At 71.3% G+C, this 18,176-nt stretch carries 14 protein-coding genes; 8 read left to right on the top strand and 6 right to left on the bottom strand.

Annotation, left to right across the window (positions count from 1 at the left end; genetic code table 11):
- Position 1: 1 nt before the first annotated feature.
- Entirely contained in the window at positions 2 to 4,297 is a 4,296-nt protein-coding gene (hrpA, locus tag FY030_RS04765; protein WP_158060506.1) for an ATP-dependent RNA helicase HrpA, read from the bottom strand.
- Positions 4,298 to 4,467: 170 nt separating this feature from the next.
- Between hrpA and FY030_RS04760 the strand changes: the two genes are divergently transcribed.
- Entirely contained in the window at positions 4,468 to 5,619 is a 1,152-nt protein-coding gene (locus FY030_RS04760; protein WP_192498725.1) for a DUF2786 domain-containing protein, read from the top strand.
- A 33-nt stretch (positions 5,620 to 5,652) separates the two neighbouring features.
- Here the strand turns inward: FY030_RS04760 and FY030_RS04755 are convergent, their stop codons facing one another.
- The gene (locus FY030_RS04755) at positions 5,653 to 6,177 is read right to left on the bottom strand and encodes a DUF2087 domain-containing protein (protein WP_158060504.1); all 525 of its coding nucleotides are present in this window, start codon (positions 6,175 to 6,177) and stop codon (positions 5,653 to 5,655) included.
- Positions 6,178 to 6,423: 246 nt separating this feature from the next.
- Positions 6,424 to 6,735: a putative quinol monooxygenase gene (locus tag FY030_RS04750; protein ID WP_158060503.1), complete on the bottom strand. Its 312-nt coding sequence runs from the start codon at positions 6,733 to 6,735 to the stop codon at positions 6,424 to 6,426.
- Between the two features lie 99 nt (positions 6,736 to 6,834).
- Between FY030_RS04750 and FY030_RS04745 the strand changes: the two genes are divergently transcribed.
- The 5 genes from FY030_RS04745 to FY030_RS04725 all read left to right on the top strand — a co-directional run bounded on the left by FY030_RS04745 (position 6,835) and on the right by FY030_RS04725 (position 13,380).
- On the top strand, positions 6,835 to 7,704 hold the full coding sequence (locus tag FY030_RS04745; protein WP_158060502.1) for a MerR family transcriptional regulator: 870 nt from the start codon (positions 6,835 to 6,837) through the stop codon (positions 7,702 to 7,704).
- Positions 7,704 to 8,600: an ABC transporter ATP-binding protein gene (locus FY030_RS04740; protein ID WP_158060501.1), complete on the top strand. Its 897-nt coding sequence runs from the start codon at positions 7,704 to 7,706 to the stop codon at positions 8,598 to 8,600. The genes FY030_RS04745 and FY030_RS04740 overlap by 1 nt, the downstream gene beginning before the upstream one ends.
- Positions 8,597 to 10,195 carry an ABC transporter permease gene (locus FY030_RS04735; protein WP_158060500.1) on the top strand — a complete coding sequence of 533 codons (1,599 nt, stop codon included), beginning with the start codon at positions 8,597 to 8,599 and terminating at the stop codon, positions 10,193 to 10,195. The genes FY030_RS04740 and FY030_RS04735 overlap by 4 nt, the downstream gene beginning before the upstream one ends.
- A gap of 146 nt (positions 10,196 to 10,341) precedes the next feature.
- On the top strand, positions 10,342 to 12,231 hold the full coding sequence (locus FY030_RS04730; protein WP_192498724.1) for an HNH endonuclease signature motif containing protein: 1,890 nt from the start codon (positions 10,342 to 10,344) through the stop codon (positions 12,229 to 12,231).
- A gap of 192 nt (positions 12,232 to 12,423) precedes the next feature.
- On the top strand, positions 12,424 to 13,380 hold the full coding sequence (locus tag FY030_RS04725; RefSeq protein ID WP_192498723.1) for an MsnO8 family LLM class oxidoreductase: 957 nt from the start codon (positions 12,424 to 12,426) through the stop codon (positions 13,378 to 13,380).
- 75 nt (positions 13,381 to 13,455) lie between these two features.
- Here the strand turns inward: FY030_RS04725 and FY030_RS04720 are convergent, their stop codons facing one another.
- Both FY030_RS04720 and FY030_RS04715 read right to left on the bottom strand, forming a co-directional pair.
- On the bottom strand, positions 13,456 to 13,902 hold the full coding sequence (locus tag FY030_RS04720) for a hypothetical protein (protein ID WP_158060498.1): 447 nt from the start codon (positions 13,900 to 13,902) through the stop codon (positions 13,456 to 13,458).
- A 110-nt stretch (positions 13,903 to 14,012) separates the two neighbouring features.
- Entirely contained in the window at positions 14,013 to 15,275 is a 1,263-nt protein-coding gene (locus FY030_RS04715) for a DUF445 domain-containing protein (protein ID WP_238348554.1), read from the bottom strand.
- Positions 15,276 to 15,548: 273 nt separating this feature from the next.
- Between FY030_RS04715 and FY030_RS04710 the strand changes: the two genes are divergently transcribed.
- Complete coding sequence (locus FY030_RS04710; protein WP_158060497.1) at positions 15,549 to 15,890, top strand: DUF1905 domain-containing protein; 342 nt, start codon at positions 15,549 to 15,551, stop codon at positions 15,888 to 15,890.
- Between the two features lie 152 nt (positions 15,891 to 16,042).
- On the opposite strand, the gene FY030_RS04705 is transcribed toward FY030_RS04710, so the two are convergent.
- On the bottom strand, positions 16,043 to 16,771 hold the full coding sequence (locus FY030_RS04705; protein WP_158060496.1) for a Crp/Fnr family transcriptional regulator: 729 nt from the start codon (positions 16,769 to 16,771) through the stop codon (positions 16,043 to 16,045).
- A gap of 168 nt (positions 16,772 to 16,939) precedes the next feature.
- Between FY030_RS04705 and FY030_RS04700 the strand changes: the two genes are divergently transcribed.
- On the top strand, positions 16,940 to 18,175 hold the full coding sequence (locus FY030_RS04700) for a toxic anion resistance protein (RefSeq protein WP_158060495.1): 1,236 nt from the start codon (positions 16,940 to 16,942) through the stop codon (positions 18,173 to 18,175).
- Position 18,176 lies beyond the last annotated feature (1 nt).

Raw genomic sequence — 18,176 nt, 5'->3', positions numbered from 1 at the left:
CTCAGCCGGTCGCGTCCTCGGCACGGTCCATGGCTGCGTAGATCCGTTTGGCCGAGATCGGGCCCGCGGTGCCCAGGCGCTGAGCGAAGAGGGAGACCCGCAGCTCCTGCAGCGACCAGACGATGTCCAGCACGTCGGGGTCCTGCCGGCGATGCGGGGGCAGTTTGGCCAGGAAGGTGTCGAGCTCCTCCTCCACCACGTGCACCTCCTCCATCCGCTGCCGGTCGCGGGGCAGGTCCTGCACGCCCTTGTCGAGCCGCTCGCTCATAGCCCGCAGCCAGATGACCATCCGCGGCAGGCGGGCGTGCCCGACCTCGGCGACGAAACCCGGCCGCACCAGGGCGTCCAGCTGGCGGCGCAGGTCGACGGCCATATCGGCTGCCGCCGGGGCGTCCAGGCGCTGCAACCGCAGCGAGACCTCCCGCGCGGTGTCCAGGATCGGCACCAGCGACTCGACGATCTGCAGCACCCGCGGCACGCTGTGCTGCCGCACTCCCACCAGCGCCGCCTCGAACTGCGCGGGCGTGCGCACGATCCCGTGCGGCTGCTCTGCCACCACTGAGTCGACGGCGGCCGCAAGCGCGTCCTCGAGCAGCGCCGGGACCGAGCCGTGGGGGTTGTGTCCCAGCGAGAGCTTCTGCTGGTTGGTCAGCAGCGCCAGCAGGCGCTTCCACGGCGGCTGGGTGCCCAGGAGCAGCAGCCGGCGCACGCCGCGCCGGGTCTCCCGGTCCGCCTCGGAGCGCGTCGCCAGCACCCGGACGTCCACCGTGCCCCCGGTGTCGACGAGCGCCGGGAAACCCTGCACCGCACGGGGTCCCACCTGGCGGCTGAAGTTCTCCGGCAGCGGGTCGAGATCGACCGGCCAGGTGGTCAGGCCGGTCCGCTCGACGCCGCTGGCCGCGGCGGCCATCGTCGTGCGCACCTGGCCGGCCAGCTCGGCCTGCAGCGCAGCCAGGTTCTTGCCCTCCCCCAGCACCTCGACCCGGCCCCGGCCGCGCCCCTTGCCCTGGCCCCGCTGTCGACCGTTCTCCTGCCCACCGCCCTTGGCCTCGCCCTGCCCCACCCCGGACTCGGACGACCTCCCCGGGCGCACCGCCCGCTCGACCCGGAAGGTCATCTTCAGGTGGTCCGGCATTCGCTCCCAGTCGAAGTCCGAGGCGTGCACCCGCAGCAGGCCGCGCCGGGTCAGCTCCTCCGCCAGCGCCTCCCGGACCGGCAACGCACCCACCGAGCCTCGCTCCTGCATACCCCTCAAGGCGGCCCTCGCGTGGTCAGGGGCCGGCACGAAGTTGCGCCGGATGTCCTTGGCCAACGACTTGACCAGGGCGGTCACCAACTCCTCGTGCATCCCCGGGACCAGCCAGTCGAAGCCGTCCTCCGCGACCTGGTTGAGCACCTCCACCGGCAGGTGCACGGTCACGCCGTCGGCGTCTGCGCCGGGCTCGAACTGGTAGGTCAGCGGGAAGGCCAGCTCGCCCTGGACCCACTGCGTGGGGAAGTCGTCCGCGCTCACCGCGTCCGCCCCCTCGCCGATCAGCAGCTCCTCGGTGAAGGTGAGCAGGTGTGGGTCCTGCCGCCGGGCCTGCTTCCACCAGGTGTCGAAGTGCGCCCCCGAGACCACCTCAGGGGGGATCCGCTCGTCGTAGAAGGCATAGAGCGTCTCGTCGTCAGCGAGGATGCCCCGCCGCCGGGCGCGCGCCTCCAGCTGGGCCAGCTCCTTGACCAGCTTGCGGTTGGCGTGGAAGAAATCGTGGCGGGTGTCCCAGTCCTCCTCCACCAGGGCGGTGCGGATGAACAGCTCACGCGCCGTCTCGGGATCGATCCGCCCCAGCGGCACGGGACGACCGGCCACCAGGGGTATGCCGTAGAGCGTCACCCGCTCGTCCGCCACCGCCGAGCCGCTGGAGCGCGACCAGCGGGGCTCGCTGTAGGAGCGCTTGACCAGGTGGGCTCCGGCTTCCTCCACCCAGGCCGGGTCGACCACGGCGTTGGTGCGCGCCCACAGCCGGGTCGTCTCGACCAGCTCCGCTGCCATGACCCAGTCGGGGTTGCGCCGGTGCAGCACCGACCCCGGCTGGAGGACGAAGCGGGCGTTGCGGGCGCCCAGGTAGGCGCGGTTCTCACGCTCCCACATCCCCACGTGCGAGAGCAGCCCGGCCAGCAGCGACCGGTGGACCTGCTCCTCCTGCGCGGCGTGCTCGTTGACCTGCAGCCCCAGCGACTTGGCCGCCTGCCGCAGCTGGGTGTGCAGGTCCTGCCACTCCCGGACGCGCAGGTAGTGCAAGAACTCCGCCTTGCACAGCCGTCGGAAGGCGCTGCCGGACAGGTCCTTCTGCTGGCGCTGCAGATAGCGCCAGAGGTTGAGCAGGACGACGAAGTCGGAGTCGACGGCGTCGGACGTGGCCTGTTTCGGCCCCTGTCCCCCCGCACCCTGCACCCGGACCGGTTCTTTGTCCGCGCCACGCCGATCCTGCCCCGCGTCCTGGGCGGCGCCCGGCCGGCCGGCCTCTCCCCGCGGCACGCCACCCGGTCTGCGGAACCGGGCGTGTGCCTGGTCGGCCTGCTGCTGCTTGTCTGCGGGGCGCTCCCGGACGTCCTGGATGGACAGCGCCGACACGATGACCAGCACCTCCTTCAGCGCCCCCTGCCGCTCGGCCTCGACGAGCATGCGGGCCAGGCGGGGGTCGACAGGCAGTCCGACGATCGCCCGGCCGTAGGGGGTGATCCGCTTGCGCGGCAGGTGCGCCGGGGCCGTGGGATCGATGGCCTGGAGCTCGGTGAGCAGCCGCACACCGTCGTTGATCTGACGGGAGTCCGGCGGCTCCAGGAACGGGAACTTCTCGATCTCGCCCAGCCCTAGGCTGGTCATCTGCAGGATGACGCTGGCCAGGTTGGTGCGCAGGATCTCCGGGTCGGTGAACTGCGGGCGCGCTGCGAAGTCCTCCTCGCTATAGAGCCGGATCGCGATCCCGTCCGCCAGCCGGCCGCACCGGCCGGCCCGCTGGTTGGCCGAGGCCTGGCTGATCGGCTCGATCGGCAGGCGCTGGACCTTCAGTCGCTGGCTGTAGCGAGAGATACGCGCGGTGCCGGTGTCCACGACATACCGGATCCCGGGGACGGTCAGTGAGGTCTCGGCCACGTTGGTGGACACCACGATCCGCCGCCCTGCGTGGCGGGAGAAGACGCGGTGCTGCTCGGCCGCAGAGAGCCGACCGTAGAGCGGCAGTATCTCGGTCTGCGGCAGCTGCAGGCCGTCGAGCGCGTCCACGACGTCGCGGATCTCGCGCTCGCCGGAGCAGAAGACCAGCACGTCCTCCCCCTTGCCGTCCCGGCCGGTGCCCTCCGTCCACAGCTCCTCGACGGCCTCCACCACCCCGGTGACCTGGTCGATCTCTATCTGGACCGGCGCGGCGTCCGCGCCACCCCGGGTGGGCGCAGCCTCGCGCACCAGGGGGCGGTAGCGCACCTCGACGGGGTAGGTCCGCCCGCTCACCTCGATGACCGGCGCGGGGCGGCCCTCAGCGTCGGCGAAGTGCAGCGCGAAGCGCTCGACGTCGATGGTCGCTGAGGTGATGACCACCTTGAGGTCGGGGCGCTGGGCCAGCAGCTGCTTGAGGTAGCCCAGGATGAAGTCGACGTTGAGGCTGCGCTCGTGCGCCTCGTCGATGATGAGCGTGTCGTAGCGGCTCAGCAGCCGGTCCCGCTGCAGCTCGGAGAGCAGGATGCCGTCGGTCATCACCTTGATCAAGGTGTCCTGCCGGGACTGGTCGGTGAAGCGCACCTGGTAGCCGACCGTGGTGCCGAGCTCGACGCCCAGCTCCTCGCTGACCCGCTCGGCCACCGAGCGCGCGGCGATCCGGCGGGGTTGGGTGTGGCCGATCATCCCCTCGACCCCGCGCCCGAGCTCGAGGCAGATCTTGGGCAGCTGGGTCGTCTTGCCCGAGCCGGTCTCACCGGCCACGATCACGACCTGGTGGTCGCGGATGAGCGCGCGGATCTCCTCGCGCCGCTCGCTGACCGGCAGCTCGGGCGGGTAGTGCAACTGGTCCGAGGCGGGCAGGGCCGCCCTTCTCGCCTCGACCAGCTCGGCGCGTCTGCTGTGGCGATCCCGTTGGCCGCTTCCCTGACGCCCGGGGGTATGCCGCCCCCGTCCGCCCCGTCCGCCACGTTCACCCTGCCCGCCGTGACCCGTTCCTCCGGTCTGGGCGTCTTGTCCGACGGGTCCGACGCCGGCTCGGCCAGCTCGTCCCCGACGAGGCGGGCGCCGCGGTCGGGAGGTGGGCTCGGGCTCAGGCACGCCTTCCACCTTAAGCGGCGGCGCAACCGGGATTCGCCGGCAGCGGCCGGTCTCGATCAGCTGCCAGGTCAGGTCAGGCAGGCTGTGGACGCGGGCACAGGCCCGTCGGCCCCGGATGGCAGGGTGTCGGCAGACGACGACCTCAGGAGGGGGATCTCATGTGGGTGGCAATGGCTCCCCGCGAAGCGCAGGAGGCGAGCGCGGAGCTCGGACGGCTCGTCAGGCAGACGTGGGCGGTCGGCTGGCAACCGGCGGACCTGCGTCGGGTGTTCGCGCGGGGCAAGGACCCGGTGGTGACCCAGGTGCTGGGCGACCTGGTCGCGATGGAGGTGGCCCAGCACGCGCCGGCCACGGTCGACGATCGGTGGTTCGCCCAGCTGGAGGAGATGTCGGCCCGGGTCTGGTGGGAGCCGAGCAACGACCCCCTGACCGCCCGCGCCGCCCGCGCCAGGGACGGGTGGGAGGGAGTGCGCAGGGCGGTGCTCCTGCTGGGTCCGAGCCTGCGCACCCTGCCCTCGCTGGAGCGGCTCGGACCGCTGCCCGGTGAGGCGACGTCCCGCGGTGGCGCGGAGGCCGACCTGGACCTGAAGTTGCTGGCCAAGGTCCGCATGATGCTCGCCAAGGCGGAGTCGACGCCTTACGAGGAGGAGGCAGACGCGTTCACCGCGGCAGCCCAGAAGCTGATGGCCCGGCACAGCATCGACCGGGCCATGCTCGATGAGGCCGAGCGGGTGACCCTGCGGGTGGGCGGCCCGTCGGCGATTCGGGTCGGGATCGACCGGCCCTACGAGGGCGCAAAGTTCTCCCTCCTCGCATCCGTCGCGCAGGCCAACCGGTGCCGGGCGATCTGGCACCAGGGCCTCGGTTTCGGCACGGTCGTCGGATTCGGGGTCGACCTGCGCGCGGTCGAGCTGCTCCAGGCCTCGTTGCTGGTGCAGGCCACCTCGGCCATGCGCGCTCAGGGCTCGCGCACGAACAGGTATGGCGAGTCCCGCACCCGTTCCTTCCGACGCTCCTTCATCACCGGCTTCGCCCACCGGATCGGCGAACGCCTGACCACAACGACCCAGGAGGAGACGCTCCAGGCAGCGGGCGAGCTGGAGTGCCGCGCAGGGGCTGAGCTGGGTGGCACGGGACCCACCGGGACCGAGCTCGTCCGGGTGCTGGCCGATCGGGAGGAGTCTGTGGAAGACGCCGTCGCCGAGCGATTCCCCAGCCTGCGATCCGTGCGCTCCCGGGCCAGTATCGACCCGGAAGGATGGAACTCGGGCAGGGTCGCGGCAGAACGCGCCCAGCTCGGGGTGCGGGGCAGGTTGGCCTGACCGCTGGTAGGGCAGCCACTAGCCCGGTCCCGCTCACGGGCGGCGTACCGGCACCCGCGCCAGCCTCGCAGCCTCGTCCGCCGGAACCTCCTGCAGTTCGTCCGGAGAGCGGCCCGGCACCTCGTCGACGACCCGGTAGATCCCGCCGGCCCGGCGCAACCACCGGTAGTCCACCAGTTCGCGCCGCAGGGTCGAGATGTCCGGGTGGGCGGTCCGCAGGATCTCGTTGACCTCGCGCTCCGGGTAGTCCCGCCCCCGTTCGAACCGCAGCAGCAGGTACATGAGCACCGCCGCTCTGGCCCGCCGCTTGGTCGGGATCGAGCGCAGCCGGTCGCCGTCAAAGAAGGACCGGACCGCCTTGTCCGCCGCCGGGTCCGAGGTCAGGTCCACCGATGGGGCGACGGTTCGAGACGGCGGAGGGTCAACGTCGGCGCGTCCACCGGCCGGACGAGACGGCGGAGGTTCGGCGAGGACGGCCTCGCGTGCAGTCGTGTAGTTCTCCCCGGTGCGTTCCATCCGGCCACGCACCCTCGCCTTGAAGTCGGCGTCTCGAGTCATCTGGTCCACCTGTCCGGTCCCGGCTCCCCAGCCGCACCGATGACCGCAACTTGTGGATCTCGGCATACTCGGTGCCAGGTGGGCACCGCCCGGAGGATCTGCTCCCCTTCGCCTGATTGCGGTGCACGGGCTAGGCGTGCACCTCGGCTGGGCGCCGGGGTGGCGCCACGGTCAGGGTATGCCGCGCCCCGCCGGGTCGGCCAGGGGGTTGCGCGTCGGACGGTGCCATCCGCCTTCGCAGTGCGCTCAGGTAGACACCCCGCTCAACGGCGAGCCGAGCACCTCGAAGCGGTGGCCGCCCATCTGACCGGTGAGCAGGGGCATGGCTTGCCGGATCGCGTCCTGGACCGCAGGCAACCCCAGGGAAGAGGCGTGCGCTTCCGCGCTCTCCCAGCGCTCGATGACCACGACGGTGTCGCGGTCGTCGGCGCTGATGCCGACGTCGTACTGGAGGCAGCCGTGTGCGCCGAGATCAGCGGATGAGTCGGTGAGGATCACGACGAGATCCTCGGCACGCCCCGGGTGGGTCTGCAGGGTGCCGACGTTGGCGAAGGTCATGGACCCGAGTCTGCCACCGGACGCCGGTCTGGGGTGGTCGAGCCGACAGAGGGCGCGCCGGGTTGACTATGACGCTACGTCACATGCGCAGGATGAGTCATGCGGATCTCCGACTGCGCCGATCTCACCGGCACCACGGTGCGTACCATCCGGTACTACCACCAGATTGGCCTGCTTCCCACACCTGAGCGCGTGGGTGCCCGGCGGGACTACGAGCTGGAGCACGTGGCCCGTGTCCTGCGGATCAGGTGGCTGGCCGACGCCGGGCTCCCGCTCGACTCGATCGCTGCGCTCATCGAGGACGAGAGTGCCGGCGGCCAGGATGAGCCCGCGCCCCGGCAGGACCTCTCCCGTGTGGAGGAGTCCACCCTGCACGACCTGCGGGCCACCCACGCCGGCCTCGACGAGCGGATTGCCGAGCTGCAGGCCCAGCGCCAGCGGGTCGCCGCGCTCCTGCAGATGGCGGAGTCCGGTCGTGGACTGCGCGCCCTTCCGCCCGGTATGGACCGCTTCTACGACCACCTGGCCCGCTCGGTCACCGACCCGGCCGCCCTGGACGTGCTGCGGCGTGAGCAGCGGTTGGCCGAGTTGTTCGCTCAGCGTGGGCTGGTCCCGCAGGAGTTCGACACGTTGATCCTGCGGCTGCGCGAGGAGGATCTGAGCGTCATCGTCGACTTCTACACCCGCTACGCCCATCTGGACGATCTGGCACCAGAGGCGGCCGAGGCCGAGATCGAGGATCTCGTCAGATCCATGACCCGCTGGTGCAAGGACAACGATGGGCTCACGGCGGAGTTCGTCGCCGCGCTCCCGCGGTGGGCGGGCTCCCCCCAGGCGTTGCGCTCGCTGATCCGGCTCACCACCCTGTTCGCCTTCTCCCGCCGTCAGGCACAGGTCATGCACCGGCTGATTCCCGTCATGACTGACGTGCTCGTCAGCGATCCGCGCCGCACCAAGGAGACCCGTTGATGAACACCGACCCCGTCGAGGTCCGCGACCTGACCAAGACCTTCGGCTCATTCACCGCCCTGGACGCTGTCGACCTCACGGTCACCCCCGGATCGGTCCACGGGTTCCTGGGCCCCAACGGCGCGGGCAAGTCGACCACTATCCGAATCCTGCTCGGCCTCTACCGGGCGACCTCCGGTCACGTCCGCGTCCTCGGTCTCGACCCAGGCACCCACCCGGCGCAGGTCACCCGGCAGGTGTCCTACGTACCCGGGGACGTGGCCCTGTGGCCCAACCTGACCGGCGCCCAGGTCTTGGACCTGCTGGCCGGGCTGCGCGGCATCCGGGACGAAACCCGCGAGCGCCAGCTCATCGAGCGGTTCGCCTTCGACCCCTACAAGAAGGTCCGGTCGTACTCAACCGGCAACCGGCAGAAGGTCCTGCTCATCGCCGCCCTCGCCGCGCCCACCCCGCTGCTCGTGCTGGACGAGCCCACCTCCGGCCTGGACCCGCTCATGGAGCAGGTCTTCCACGAGTGCGTCCGCGAGGCGACGGCCACCGGGCGCAGCGTCCTGCTCTCCAGCCACATCCTGGCCGAGGTCGAGCGGCTCTGCACGGAGGTCACGATCGTCTCCGACGGGCGGGTCGTCGAGTCTGGAAGCCTGCAACGGCTGCGCCACCTCGCTGCGATGACGGTCACCGTGCAGGCTTCGGACGAGCTCCTCGCCGCCCTGGCCGCAGACCTGCGCGACCACGCCCCCAAGCACGCTGACGGCCGCCTGGTCAGCGAGGTCGAGCGCGACCGGCTGCCGGAGGTGCTCGCCCGGATCGCCGCGTCTGGCGCGACCGAGGTCACCGTCGCCCCGGCGAGCCTGGAGAGCCTGTTCCTCCGGCACTACGCGGTGGCGGCTCGATGATCCGGCTGCTGCTGCGTCGCCACCGCGTGGCCCTGGTGTCCTGGGTGGTCGGACTTCTCGCCCTGGTCGCCGTCACGATCCCCTCCTACGAGGCGACGTACGGAGATCCCCTCACCCGGATGATCCTCGTCCAGCAGCTCCAGGACACTCCAGGCCTGACCGTGCTCTACGGCGCCCTGCCGGACCCGGGCACTCTCGGCCAGCTGTTCGCCTGGGAGACCGGCACGTACGTGCTGGTGCTGGCAGCCGTCATGGCAAGCCTGCTCGGGGTCGCCGCGACCCGGGGAGAAGAGGACGCGGGCACGACCGAGCTGGTCCGCTCGATCGGGGTGCGGCCGCATACCCCTCTGGCCGCCGCCCTCGCCCTGCTCACCCTGGCCTGTCTCGCGGTCGGCGGCGGAACGGCTGCCATCTTGAGCGCCCAGGCCGCCAGTGTCGATGAGCTGGGGACCACTGGTGGCATCCTCTTCGCCACTGTCCTCGTCCTGTCGTCGCTCGCCCTGGGCCTGCTGGCGGTGGTCGCCGCTCAGCTCCGCGGTGACCGGCGGTCGGCGGGCACGCTCGCACTCACCGCCGTCGCAGTGGCCTTCCTGCTACGGGTGCTCGCCGACCAGGGAGCTCCGTGGCTGCGGTGGGTGACACCCCTGGGATGGCGGGACGTCGTCCGCCCGTACACCGACGACCGGTTCTGGCCCTTGCTGCCCATGCTGGGGATCTGCGTGGCGATCGCCACTGCTGGCGCCCTGCTCGCGCGAGGCCGGGAGCTGGGTGGTGCCTGGCTCCGGGGCACCGGTCGTAGCAACCATCGGCTGCGGGTCCGGTCCAGCTTTGGCTGGGCATGGCGGGACGCGCGGGGATCCGTCCTGGGTTGGAGCGCGGCCATCCTGGGCTGCGCGGCGCTCTTTGCCTCCATGACGCGCGGCCTGGTCACCACGCTTGAGCAGGACCGGACGACGGCGGAGCTGCTGGCCAGGATGGGTGGTGAGGCTCAGGATCCGGTCGGCATGTACTTCTCCTTCCTCGGCCTCTTCCTCACGCTGCTGGCCCTGATCTGCGGCGTGGCGCTGACCTTGCGGTGGCGCAACGAGGAGTCGTCCGGCCGGCTGGTCGCGGAACTGGGCGCGGGGACACCGCGGTGGTCCTCGCTGGTGGCCCGCGCTTCGGTCGCGGGAGTGACGGTCACGGTGCTCACAGCATTCTCCGGTCTGGTCCTTGGGCTGGTGGGGCGCTCCCAGCTGGACGACGTCGACCCGTTCCCCTACGCCTTGGCCTCGACCCTCGGCGACCTGCCAGGGGTGCTGGCCGGCGTGGGGCTGGCGGTCCTGGCGGCGGCGGTGGTGCCGAGGCTGACTGGGCTGCTCTGGGCCGTCGTGGCAGCAAGCGGCTTCCTGGTGCTGCTTGGCGGGCTGGTGGACGCGCCCACCTGGCTCATCGACCTGAGCCTGCTCGGGCACACCCCGACCGACGGGGCTGGGCCCACCCTGGACTGGTCCTCCTGGTTGGCCGGTAGGCCGATCGTCCTTGCCAGCGCTTGGCTGGTCTGCCTCGGCGCCGCAGGGGTTCTGGTGGGCAGGCGAGACCTGCGTCTGGGCTGAGCACCCCGGTAGCCCACAGCGTGACGCGCCCAAGAGGACCCAACATGTTCGAACATATGTTGCACCACTCTCGATCATGCGTTAGTATGTATGTACGAGTTTCGAAGTAGAGGCTCGGCAAGAGGCACCGGAGGGGGTGTGTGCAGGTGGGACGTAGGCAAAGCGACGAGAGTCCAGTCGACGGCAGCGGCGCCGGATGCCCGGCCGCGCCGGAGGAGAGAGCGGCGGGAACTGGCGTCGAGGCCCGGGACGGCGCGACGAGCACTCCTGCACCCCCGGATCGGACGCTGTCGTGGGCCGACCAGATCGCGTCCTGGCGAGAGCTGCTGCCGCAGGAACGGCTGGACGGACTCAGCGACGAGGACCGGCTGGCATTGCTGCGAGAGCTGGAGCTGCTTTCCCGGGCTGTGGCGGCGGTCGGCGCGAGCCTGCAGGTCGCGTTCTACACCTCGCAGGTCGCCGCGCAGATCGCCGACGGCGTCGCTCCGTCGCGGGCCGGGAAGGCGGTGCCGGACGACCTGGCTCAGGCTCGGTTGACGTCTCCTTACTGGGGATCGCGGGAGCTGACCTGCGCCAAGGCGCTGGTCCGAGAGATGCCGCGCACCCTGGGCGCGTTACGGGCCGGGGTGATCACCGCGCTGCAGGCTCGCGTCATCACGGAGGCCACGACCTGCGTGGATGCGGCCGACCGGGCCGAGATCGACGAGCGCCTGGGGCCCCGGCTGGCCGGGGCATCCACCCAGGAGATCGGCGCGTTGGTGCGCTCCCTGGTGTATGAGGTGGACCCGGCCGGTTTCGTCGCCCGCGCCCGCAAGGCGGCCGCGGACCGTGGGGTGTCCGTTCGACCCTGTCCGGACGTCATGGGGCTGCTGAGCGCCCGCCTTCCCGCACCGCAGGCCATCGCCTGCTACCACTCGCTGCGCGCCACCGCGGAGACGATGAAGGCCTCCGGCGACCCACGCACCCTGGGCCAGCTGATGGCAGACGCGCTCTTCGAGCGTCTCACCGGCCGCAGCGTGGTCGACGGGGTCGACGTCGAGGTGGGCCTGGTCATCACCGACGAGGCCCTGTTCGCGGGCACCTCGGACGCGGCTGTCCTCCTCGGCTACGGCCCGATCCCCGCCCAAAGCGCAAGAGACCTGCTCAATCCCACCACTGACACCAGCGACGCCGACACCAGCCAGGCCGACAGGAGCGAGGCCGGGACGGGCCTGGCCGATGACGCTGCCGAGGGCGACGAAAATGTCGGTGGGACCGCGCATAGTCCGGCCAGCACGCGGGCCGCACCGAGCATCTCGGCCGGCTTCGGTGGTGGCATCGTCCCTGCCGGCTACTGTCCCGGCGGCCCCCGGTGCACCACCTTCTCCTGCACCTTGACCCATGGCCACCCTGCGGCGAGCGGACTTCCTACCGCCCCAGATCTGGGGTCACTGAGCCGCCGAGCCGAACCCGCCAGCACCTTCACGAGCCCGACCACATCTGCCAGCGCGGCAGACTCTGAAGAACCTGACCCGTCAGCTCTAGGGGACAGCTGTGCCCACCAGGGCTCGAAGCCCGAGCGGGATCCGGCAGCCGGGCCAGGTTGCAACCCCGAGCTGGAGCAGAAGCGGCCCGAGTCCACCGGCGAACGACCGAACGACCCGGCCCGCGAGCAGCGTCGGCAGGTCGCCGTCCCCGAGGCTGCGCCCTCGGCGACCGTCTGGGTGCGACGGCTGTACACCGACCCGGTCAGCGGTGTCCTCACCGACCGGGACAACCGCAAGCGGCTCTTCACCGGTGCCCTGCGTGCCCTCCTCGTCTCTCGAGATCAGACCTGTCGCAACAGCTGGTGCGGTGCACCCGTCCGCCACATCGACCACGTCCAGCGCCATGCCGACCAGGGGTCCACCGACGCCGAGAACGGCCGCGGCCTGTGCGCCCGCTGCAACCTGGCCCGGGAGCGGCCCCGCCAGCTCGGCACCCCACCCTCCACCTACCGCCCACCTCCTCCGTTGCTGCCCTGCTTGCCTCGGCCAGAACACCGCGCCGCAGCATGACCGCGCGTGCGCTGGGGCGCGCCCGCCACCCGATCGGGCCTCAGCAGCACCGGGCTCATGCTCGTCCAGCCACACCCCAGCCACACCCCGGCCGCGCCCATGCCCGACCGTATCGCCGAGGCGGGCGGGCTGGCATACGGTCGAGAGGTCATGGATGCAGATCCCCCGAGCTCCCCGAAAGCAGCCCTGCCGGTGCCAGTGTCCTTGCTGGACCGGTCGCGCACCCGTGAGGGGGAGCCTGCCGCCGCCGCCCTGCAGCACACAGTCGATCGAGCCCGTCGGGCGGAGCGCCTGGGCTTGCGACGGTTCTGGGTGGCCGAGCACCACGCCGTGCCCGGCATCGGCAGCGGCAGCCCCCCGGTCCTCATGGCGCAGATCGCCGCGCAGACGTCCCGGATCAGAGTCGGCTCCGGAGGGGTCATGCTGCCCAACCACAGTCCTATCGTGGTGGCCGAGCAGGCCCGGATGCTCGAGGCGCTGCACCCGGGGCGGATCGACCTGGGTGTGGGACGCTCCCTCGGGTTCACCGCGCCGGTCCGGCTCGCACTGGGGGTCGAACGCTACGACCGGGCACGCTTCGCGGCAGACCTGGCCATGCTGGTCGACTACCTGCACGACGACGGCCCGGTCACGGCCATGCCCCGGGGGGTGGAGTCCCCGCCGGTCCTCGTCCTGGCCACCGGCTCTGGGCTCGCCCTGGCTGCCCGGCTCGGGCTGCCGGTGGTGGTCGGTGGCCCGATCCTGCACGGTGACCTCGGGCCGCTGCTGGACTACCGTCGCGACTTCCGGCCGCGCGACGGCCAGACGGAGCCCGAGGTCATCATCAGCCTCGACGTGATGATCGCCGACACCACCGACCGGGCGCGGGAGCTGCTCCTGCCGGAGGCGTGGGCGATGGCCGAGTCCCGCGCGACGGGTGCCTTCCCACCGCTGCGGCCCGACCCGCCCGAGCGGCTCACCCCCAAGCAGCAGTCGGTCGTGGAGCAGCAACTGCAGATGGCCGTCCACGGCACGGCGCAGGACGTGCTCTTCGAACTCGGCGCGCTCGTAGAACGCACCGGTGCATCGGAGGTGCTGGCCTCGACGTCCACCTACGACCTGGACGCCCTGGCCGAGGTCGACGCGGCCCTGGCCGCGCTGGCCCCCTGACTGCCGCGCAGGTCTTGGGCGGGGCTGCCGGACGGACTCACGGCGGTCGCGGCTGCACGGGGATGCCGCGGTCGGTTAGGCAGCCGTATCTGGGCCACCCATCTGGGGCGCCAGCTCGGGAGCCACGGGCAACGGGCTGACCCCGGCGGAGGTGGCCAAGTAGGCCCCCCACAGGGTGAGGCCGTGGTCACGGCATAGCTCCAGGGCGGCCTGGTGCAGCGCCCGGTCCTCGTCGCTGAGCCCACCCCACTGCCGGGCGATCGCGAGCACCAGCCCGTCGATCCCGGGCAGGTGGGGCAGCTGGTCCAGCACCAGATCGAGCAGGTTGAGGACGTCCGGGCAGCCGAGGGTGGACACCACGACCGGCTGCGCGAGCCGGCCGTCGGGCCGACACAACAGCAGGCCCAGGGCGCCGTCCCGCCGGTCGGCGTCGCTGACCACCAGATCCACCAGGTCCGCGGCCAAGATCGGGTCGGCCACGGAGCGCTGTGGCCAGTCACCAGGAAGGTCCTCGAAGCTCATGACCCGACCCTGCCCGCGCCGCCCGCCTGCACGCAGAAGTTGTCCACAACCCCTGGGGCACCCTCGCTCCCGGCCAGACGTGCATGGGCGCACACCGCCCGGGGCCGCACTCAGAGCAGGAGCTGGGACAAGCCGTGGATGACCAGCCCTACCAGAGCGCCGACCACGGTGCCGTTGATCCGGATGAACTGCAGGTCTCGACCGACGTGCAGCTCGATCTTCTCCGAGGCCTCCCGGGCGTCCCAGCGCTCGATGGTGGAGGAGATGACGGAGGTGATCTCCGGGCCGTAGCGCTCGACCAGCGCCACCACCGTGTCGGCCGTCCACTCGTCCAGCTTGGCCCGCAGACCCCCGTCCGTCACGACACGGGCGCCCAGGTCGCGCAGCGCGGACACCATCCGCTCACGGAGCGGGCTGGCGGGATCCTCCAGCGCCTCGAGCACCGAGTTACGCAGCGTCTCCGCCAGCCGGACGCCGGTGGTAGCCACCTGGGGGTGCTCCAGCAGCCGCTCCTTGAGGCTCTCGAACCGAGCCTGCGTCCGCGGTTCGTGCTGCAGGTCCGCGCCCAGCTCGGACAGATAAGAGTCGAGGGCCTGACGGACGTTGTGCCGCGGGTCGTCCTTGACGTCGCGGGCCCAGCGCAGCACCTCCTGATAGACCCGCCGGGTCACCTGGTCATTGACCCAGGACGGCGCCCACGACGGCGCCCGCGAGCGCACGATCACCTCGACCTCGTCCTGGTGCAGCGCCAGCCAGGCGTGCAGCTCGCGCGCCGCGAGGTCGACCAGCCCGTGGTGGGAGCCGTCCTCGATGACCCGCTCCAACAGGTGGCCGGCGACCGGCGACAGCGGCTCGCGCCGGACCCGCGGCAGCAGCACGTCCTCGATCAGGGTCCGCAGCTCAGGCTCGTCGACCCGCTCCAGCCCGCGCCGGAGGAAGGGGGCCGCCTCGGACACCACCCGCTCGGCATGCTCGGGCTCTGCCAGCCACTCGCCCAGCCGCAGCACCACCTGCGCGTCGGTGAACTTCTCCCGCAGCACCGCGGGCGTCAGGAAGTTCTCCCGCACGAACTGCTCCAGGCTCGCGCCCAGGTCGTTCTTGCGCCGGGACACCAGCGCAGTGTGTGGGATCGGTATGCCGAGCGGGTGCCGGAACAGGGCCGTCACGGCGAACCAGTCCGCGATCGCCCCGATCATCCCGGCCTCGGCGGCGGAGTTGACGTAGTCCCAGCCCGATCCGCGGTCGTAGGTCAGCACGTAGATCACAGCCATCAGCACCAGCAGCCCCGTCGCGACGACGCGCATCCGGCGCAGGCCCTGCCGCCGGGTCTCGTCGTCGATCCTGGTGAAGCTGCGATCCGCAGTGATGGTCATGCTGCTCCTGAGGTATGCCGTCGGGCCGTCCCGTGCAAGCGGCCCGCCCCACACCGTATTCCGTGCGTCCCGGTCCCAGCGAAGCGTCGCTGCCCCGCCCTACCCGGGCAGCAGCGCTGCCGCCACCTTCAGCGAGGCTAGGAGGAGCGACGACCCGCCACCGACGAGGTGATCATGAACCCCTCTCTGGTGACCCATGGCAGCGCGGTGACCTCCGGGCCGGTGCGCGTCAGACCGACACCGCATCTGTCGCCCCAGGGCTAGGGTGCGAGTATGCGCGGGCCGGACACCGACGCCGACTTCATCCCCGATCTCGCCTTCGTCGCTGAGGTGGTCGAGTGGCGCGGCCCGGCGCCCTTCTACTTCGTCGTGGCCCCGCCCGAGGAGAGTGAGTGGCTCACCGGGATCATGCGCGACGTCACCTACGGCTGGGGGATGATCCCGGTCATGGGGCGGGTCGGCCGCACGGACTTCACGACATCGCTGTGGCCACGCAAAGGCACCTGGTGGGTGCCGTTGAAGGACGCGGTGCGGCGGGCCGAGGGGATCGACCTCGGGGACGTCATCGGCGTGGAGCTGTCCGTGCAACCCGCGTCGGGACACCAGCGCCCCTGAGAGTCCGGTCGGCACGCGAGCCCGTGCCCGGCCGCACCTGGACCTGCTCGGCGGGACGCAGCACGCTCACGCCAGCCTCAGCTCCTTCGTCGGCGCACCACCCGGGCGGTGGCCCAGAAGTACGCGGTACCTGACCATGCAGTACCGAGTACCTACCCCGCCCCCGCCGAGAGGTCGAGGAGCGCGTCGACGTCCGCGAGCACGACCGTGCGCCCACCGCGCTGCTGGATCACCCCAGCCTGTGAGAGCCGTCGCAGCTGACGGCTGAGGGACTCCGGTGTGGTGTCCAGCAGCGAGGCGATGTCCTTCTTGGCCAGCGGCAGGGTGACCAGGACGGTCCCGTCGACGTGCTCGCCGGGCAGCCCCAACAGGTAGTCCGCGACCCTGGCCGCCACATTGCCCGACACCGCCGCGGCCAGCCGCTGCTCGGTCTCCTCCAGCCGCTGGCCGACGGCCTGAAGCATCCGCATCCCCACCCCGGGGTGCTCCCGGACCAGGCGACCCAGGTCCGCGTGCCGGAAGACGCACATGCTTCCGTCCTCGAGCGCGGAGGCGAAGTGGTCTGGGCGCGCGCCGGTGACGAAGGCCGACTCCCCCACGAAGTCCCCGGGCCCCAGGACCCGCACGATCTGCTCGTGTCCGTCGGCGCTGATCCGCGAGATCTTCACCTGGCCGGTGTGCACGACCATCAGCTGGGCCGCGCGTGACCCGGGGGCGTAGATCTGCTCCCCGCGCTGCACCGTGACCGGCCGGGCCAGGGAGGCGACGTTGAGCTGCTCGACGTAGGACAGGGGCGCGAAGAGCGGCACCCCGGCGACGCACAACTCGTCCGGACCCACCGGGTCGCTCCGGTCCCGGCGTGCTGGCTCGGTATGCGGCATGACCCACCTCCTCGTCCCACTATCGCAGGGGCGGTTCACCCCGTCCGCCGCGTACCGGGGGGATCCCCCCATGTGGGAGGCTGGAACCTGGGTCACAATAGGCCCGTCAGAGACGTCGCGCGGGCTTGCACAGGGGCCCCGGCGCACCCGCGACCCAGAGGAGACACGATGACCGACCAGCCGCTCGCCGCACCGGAGCCGATGGCCGAGCCGGGGGCATTGACCCTCACCGCCCCCGGGCCTGTTACGCCGGTCGCCGCGACCTCGGCCCCGAAGATGGCGCCGCCGGTGGACCCGGCGACGCTGCCTGCGCTGGACGCCAAGGTGGAGACCTTCCTGCAGGGCCTCACCGAGACCGAGACCCGCTCCCCCGAGTTCGCCAAGCGCGCGGCCGACGTGCGCACCATGGGTGACCAGGACATCCGCGCCGCTGCGGAGACCTCCAACCGGCTGCTGAAGTCGCCGGTCCGTGCGTTGCAGGAGGGCGGGGTGTCCAAGGAGTCCAAGGTCGGCCAGACCCTCACCGAGCTGCGCCGGACCGTCGAGGACCTCGACCCCAAGCAGGCGACGGGGCCCAAGAAGTGGCTGGAGCGGCTGCCTTTCTCCGACCGCGTCACCTCCTACTTCAAGAAGTACGAGTCGGCCGAGAAGCACCTGGACGCGATCCTGCACTCCCTCCGCAACGGCCAGGACGAGCTGTCCAAGGACAACGCTGCGCTGAACATGGAGAAGCAGCAGCTGTGGGACGCCATGGGCCGGCTCAACCAGTACGTCTACATCGCCGAGCAGCTGGACGCCAAGGTCTCGGCCAAGATCGCGATGATGGACGAGACCGACCCCGACCGGGCCAAGGCGATGCGCGAGGACGTGCTGTTCTACGTCCGGCAGAAGCACCAGGACCTGCTCACCCAGCTCGCGGTGTCGATCCAGAACTACCTGGCCATCGACATCATCATGAAGAACAACATCGAGCTCATCAAGGGTGTCGACCGGGCCTCGACGACCACGGTCTCCGCCTTGCGCACCGCCGTGCTCGTCGCCCAGGCGCTGAACAACCAACGCCTCGTCCTGGACCAGATCACCGCCTTGAACCAGACCACCTCGACGATGATCCAGCGCACCTCGGAGATGCTGCGGGACAACTCGGTGGCCATCCAGGAGCAGGCGGCGTCCTCGACCATCGGTCTGGAGCAGCTGCAAGCGGCCTTCGCCAACATCTACGAGACGATGGACGCCATCGACACCTTCCGGGTCAAGGCGCTGGACGGGATGGCGGAAACCATCGGCGTGCTCGAGGGCGAGGTCGAGAAGTCCCGCACCTACCTGGACCGTGCGCAGCGCACCGACGCGCGCCTGGTCGGCGGCGAGCTGGACCTGGGGGACGCACCCCCCACGAGGCGCTGAG

This window comes from Ornithinimicrobium pratense (assembly GCF_008843165.1).
GTDB classification, from domain to species: Bacteria; Actinomycetota; Actinomycetes; order Actinomycetales; family Dermatophilaceae; genus Ornithinicoccus; species Ornithinicoccus pratensis.
The sequence above is the reverse complement of the archived record's forward strand: the minus strand, read 5'-3'. Positions and strand labels throughout refer to the sequence as shown.

Excerpts from the sequence above, each read along its gene's own strand:
- FY030_RS04760 (WP_192498725.1), top strand. The coding sequence starts at position 4,468 with ATGGCTCCCCGCGAAGCGCAGGAGGCGAGCGCGGAGCTCGGACGGCTC.
- FY030_RS04755 (WP_158060504.1), bottom strand. The coding sequence starts at position 6,177 with ATGACTCGAGACGCCGACTTCAAGGCGAGGGTGCGTGGCCGGATGGAA.
- FY030_RS04750 (WP_158060503.1), bottom strand. The coding sequence starts at position 6,735 with ATGACCTTCGCCAACGTCGGCACCCTGCAGACCCACCCGGGGCGTGCC.
- FY030_RS04745 (WP_158060502.1), top strand. The coding sequence starts at position 6,835 with ATGCGGATCTCCGACTGCGCCGATCTCACCGGCACCACGGTGCGTACC.
- FY030_RS04740 (WP_158060501.1), top strand. The coding sequence starts at position 7,704 with ATGAACACCGACCCCGTCGAGGTCCGCGACCTGACCAAGACCTTCGGC.
- FY030_RS04735 (WP_158060500.1), top strand. The coding sequence starts at position 8,597 with ATGATCCGGCTGCTGCTGCGTCGCCACCGCGTGGCCCTGGTGTCCTGG.
- FY030_RS04720 (WP_158060498.1), bottom strand. The coding sequence starts at position 13,902 with ATGAGCTTCGAGGACCTTCCTGGTGACTGGCCACAGCGCTCCGTGGCC.
- FY030_RS04715 (WP_238348554.1), bottom strand. The coding sequence starts at position 15,275 with ATGACCATCACTGCGGATCGCAGCTTCACCAGGATCGACGACGAGACC.
- FY030_RS04710 (WP_158060497.1), top strand. The coding sequence starts at position 15,549 with ATGCGCGGGCCGGACACCGACGCCGACTTCATCCCCGATCTCGCCTTC.
- FY030_RS04705 (WP_158060496.1), bottom strand. The coding sequence starts at position 16,771 with ATGCCGCATACCGAGCCAGCACGCCGGGACCGGAGCGACCCGGTGGGT.
- FY030_RS04700 (WP_158060495.1), top strand. The coding sequence starts at position 16,940 with ATGACCGACCAGCCGCTCGCCGCACCGGAGCCGATGGCCGAGCCGGGG.